We start from the raw sequence: 4,129 nt of genomic DNA on the forward strand, positions 1-4,129 counted from the left end.
CGCCCGCCGCGCACGCCGCCACGGGGCTTCCGCAGCCCGGCCCTGGCCAATGGGAGCCGGGCAGGCGGGTCATCGCGCCGTCCTTCGCGCCGCTGCCCGACCACCAATGGCAGGAAGAACCGCTCATGTCGCACGACGGCATGCATGTGGCCGCCGTGGTCCGCCAGGAGGACGACAGCTTCACCATGCGAGTGGACGACGGCGTTTGGGACGCGGGCTTCGACAAGGTCTGGTCGCCGCGCTTCCTGCCCGACGGGCGGCTGGCCGCCATCGTCCAGCAGGACGGGGAATGGACCGTGGCCGTGGACGGCGAGCCGTGGCCGGAAACCTACGGATTCATCTGGTCGCTGATGCACGGCCCCGCCGGAAAGCTGATCGCCGCCGTGCAGCAGGACATGCGTTACGGCATGATCGTGGACGGCAACCCCTGGGAAACGCTGTACGAGAACGCCAACAATTTCGCCCTCAGCCCCGATGGTCGCCGCACCGCCGCCGTGGTGCAGACCGTGCCGCTGGGCCAGGCCGACATCGAGACCTTCGTGCGGGGCGTATACAGCGTGGCCGTGGATGGCGAGGCATGGGGCCACAACTTCATGAACGTGTGGACGCCCGTGTTCGACAACCGCAACGACCGGGTTGCCGCGCAGGTGCGCCTTTCCCATTCCGAATACACCGTGGCCGTCAACGGTACGCCGTGGCCCGCCACCTTCCCCTGCGTGTGGGAGCCCTGCTTCGATCCGGCCACCGGCGCGGTGGCCGCCCCGGTCCGCAAGGATGGCCGCTGGGGCATTGCCCTGGACGGCACACTGTTGTGGGAGGCGCGTTTCTTCCAGTGCTGGTCGCCCGCCTGGAGCCGTGACGGGCGGCACCTGTGGGCCATCGTGGCTCCCGGGTACGGCAATTTCACCGTGGCCCGCGATGCATCGCCCTGGCCGTTCACCGCACCGGTGATCACCGACCTTGTCCTGTCGCCCGACGGCACCCGCGCTGCGGCTTTGGCCAGCAACGACAACACCGCCTGGCAGGTGGTTGTGGACGGCGTGGCCTGGCCCGGCAAGTGGGACATGGCCTGGCGGCCCGTGTTCAGCCCGTGCGGTCGGCACGTGGCGGTGCGGGTGCGCGAAGGCGCCCGTGAAACGGTGCTGCTGGATGGCCGCCCGTGGCGCGATGCCTTCACCACGGCGTGGGACCCGGTGTTCGGCCCCGCCAATTCCGGACCCGGGGTTACCGTGCTGCTGCGGGGCATCCGCGACGGCGCGTGCGAACGGTGGGTGGCCACTCCCGACGACTTCAGGGCCTGACAGGCCAGCGGAGAAAACAGCAATGCAACAGCTCTACAATTTCGCCGTGGGTCCCCTGGCCTGGGTTGCCTGGGCCGTATTTCTGGGCGGCTCGGCCTGGCGTCTGGCCTCCATGTGGGCGCTGGCCCGCAAGAAGGACATGAACGCCGTGGCATACATGGACGTGCGCTTCGCCGCCCGGTCCATGGCCCACTGGGCAACACCCTTCGCCACCCTGGGCTGGCGTGCCAACCCCGCCGTCACCGTGGCCACCTTCGCCTTTCACACCGCACTCGGCCTGCTGCTGCTCTTTGCGCCGGGGCATGCGGTGCTGTGGGACTACGCCTTCGGCGTCAACGTCTGGTCGTTGCCCGAAGGCATCGCCGACGCGCTGACCGTGCTGGTCATCCTGCTGTGCGGGTTCTTTGCATGGCGACGCCTGCAACTTCCCGTCGTCCGCTTCGTCACCCGGCCCATGGACTGGCTGGTGCTGGCGCTGGTGGCCGTGCCGTGCATCACCGCGTTCCTGGCCAAGCAGCAGATCGGTGACAACCTGCTGCTGTCCACCCTGCACGTGCTGTCGGGCGAGGCCACGCTGATGGCCCTGCCCTTCACCCGGCTGTCCCACGCCATCTTCTCGCCCTTCGCACGGGCGTACATGGGCTCGGAATTCGGCGGGGTGCGCCACTGCCCCGACTGGTAGGCAACGCCGCAGGCCAGACTGGCCAGACAGGACAGGCGGAATGACCGGACGGATTCATCGGAAGGGCGCATGGCGCCATCCCACGGGAGACAACCACATGAGCGCAACGGAATTCTCGGGCATCGCGGAACGCCGCATAGAAGACGCCAACCTCGTGCGGGGCGTGGCCGCCCTGACGCGCGAACGCATCGAACGCGTGGTCAAGGCGGTGACCAGGGGTGAGGCCGGGGCGCGCCTGGCCGTCTACCATGAAACCTGCATGCGCTGCGGCATGTGCGCCGACGCCTGCCACTACTGCATCTCGCACGACGGCGACCCCACCTATTCGCCCGTGGGCAAGATGGAACAGACCATGTGGAAGCTGCTGCGCACCGGCGGCAAGGTGGACCCGGACGACATCTACGGCATGGCCCAGATCGCCTACACGGAATGCAACCTGTGCCGCCGCTGCGTGCACTACTGTCCCGTGGGCATCGACACCGGCTACGTCATGAGCCTGGTGCGGCGCATCTGCCACCGCCTGGGCGTGGTGCCGCTGTACATCCAGGATACCGCGCACAGCCATTCCGGCACCATGAACCAGATGTGGGTCAAGGACGACGAATGGGTGGACAGCCTGGTGTGGCAGGAAGACGAGGCGCGCAGCGAAATTCCCGCGCTGCGCATCCCCTTCGACAAGGAAGGGGCGGACTTCCTGTACTCGGTTATCGCGCCGGAACCCAAGTTCCGCACCCAGCTCATCTACCAGGCGGCGGTGATCTTCGACCAGGCCGGGGTGGACTGGACCATGCCCTCGTCCCCCGGCTGGGACAACAGCGACATGTGCATGTTCACCGGCGACTACGAAATGATGGGGCGGCTGAAGCGCTGCCACTTCGAGATGGCCCAGAAGCTGAAGGTGCGGCGCATCGTCATGGGCGAGTGCGGGCACGCCTTCCGGTCCGTATATGACGTGGGCAACCGCTGGCTGGGCTGGAAGAACCACCCCGTGCCCATCGTGCATTCCGTGGAGTTCTTCTGGGAACTGCTGACCGAGGGCAGGATCAGGCTGGCGAAGAAATTCGAAGAACCGGTGACCATCCACGACCCGTGCAACATCATCCGGGGGCGCGGCCTGATGGACAAGCTGCGCGAGGTTACCCACGCCCTGTGCTCCAACGTGGTGGAAATGTCCCCCACGCGGGAACACAACCTGTGCTGCTGCGCGGGCGGCGGGGTGATCAACTGCGGCCCGCCCTTCAAGGGCGTGCGGCTGGCGGGCAACAAGGCCAAGGCCGACCAGCTTGCCGCCACGGGCGTGCACACGGTGGTGGCCCCCTGCCACAACTGCCACGGCGGACTGGAAGACATCATCCACCACTACAAGCTCGGCATGGACACCAAGTTCCTGGGCGACCTGATCTACGACTGCATGGAAAAGCCCGGCGCCGCGTAGGCACGGCAAGGAGCACCCCCATGAAGACACCACGTTCCCTGCCCCGGGCACCACGGCTTGCGACGCAACCGGCCATCGTGGCGGCCATCCTTGCCGCCGCGCTGCTGTTCCTGCTGCTGCCGCCCGTGGGCATGGCCCCGGCGCAGGAAGACATGAAGGTTCTGGCGCCCGAGGCCCTGGCCCCGCAGTCGCGCCCCGCCGCCCGGTTCGTGCATGACACGCACAACGAAAAGGCCAAGATCGACGAATGCGGCACCTGCCACCACGGCACCACCGAGGACGGACGGCGCGACGCCACGGCTGCCACGTCCGAGGGCACCCCCTGCGCCGACTGCCATGCCGTCCACGCAGGCGGGGGAGGCGGGGTTGGCAAGGTCGGCAAGGGCACGCCGCTGGAACGCGCCTACCACCGCCAGTGCATGGGCTGCCACCGGGAACAGGGCAAGGGCCCCACGGCCTGCGGCGGCTGTCACACCAAGGTCTGAAACGCGCTGGCGCAACGACAACAACGGTAACCGGCCCCCTGCGGCATTCCGCGCCACACCCGACGGAGAACACCCCGGAGACCACATGGACACCGTGCACCTTGCCCCCGACGGAACGCTCCGCGCCCCCGACGGAAGCACCCACGCCGACCCGCTGCCCTGCCTGCGGCTGGCGGCGGTGCTGGACGCGGGCTGCACGCTGCGCTCGTTCTTCGCCCTGCTGGCC

General features: G+C 68.2%; 4 protein-coding genes. All 4 read left to right on the forward strand.

Annotated features, from left to right (window positions below; all coding sequences use genetic code 11):
- The coding region (gene tmcD, locus FVW27_RS09405) for an electron transfer complex subunit TmcD (RefSeq protein WP_208294719.1) at nucleotides 1–1,301 on the forward strand (1,301 nt) is incomplete at its 5' end.
- A 22-nt stretch (nucleotides 1,302–1,323) separates the two neighbouring features.
- Nucleotides 1,324–1,983, forward strand: coding sequence for a TmcC family electron transfer complex membrane anchor subunit (tmcC, locus tag FVW27_RS09410; RefSeq protein ID WP_167124601.1), 660 nt, complete (start codon nucleotides 1,324–1,326; stop codon nucleotides 1,981–1,983).
- Nucleotides 1,984–2,080: 97 nt separating this feature from the next.
- The gene (tmcB, locus tag FVW27_RS09415; RefSeq protein ID WP_167124603.1) at nucleotides 2,081–3,418 is read left to right on the forward strand and encodes an electron transfer complex ferredoxin TmcB; all 1,338 of its coding nucleotides are present in this window, start codon (nucleotides 2,081–2,083) and stop codon (nucleotides 3,416–3,418) included.
- A 20-nt stretch (nucleotides 3,419–3,438) separates the two neighbouring features.
- A complete protein-coding gene (gene tmcA / locus FVW27_RS09420) occupies nucleotides 3,439–3,903 on the forward strand; it encodes an acidic tetraheme cytochrome c3 TmcA (RefSeq protein ID WP_015946181.1) in 465 nt (154 codons plus the stop codon).
- The last annotated feature ends 226 nt before the right edge of the window (nucleotides 3,904–4,129 follow it).

Origin of the sequence: Nitratidesulfovibrio liaohensis (assembly GCF_011682075.1) — a bacterium.
Lineage (GTDB): Bacteria > Desulfobacterota > Desulfovibrionia > Desulfovibrionales > Desulfovibrionaceae > Cupidesulfovibrio > Cupidesulfovibrio liaohensis.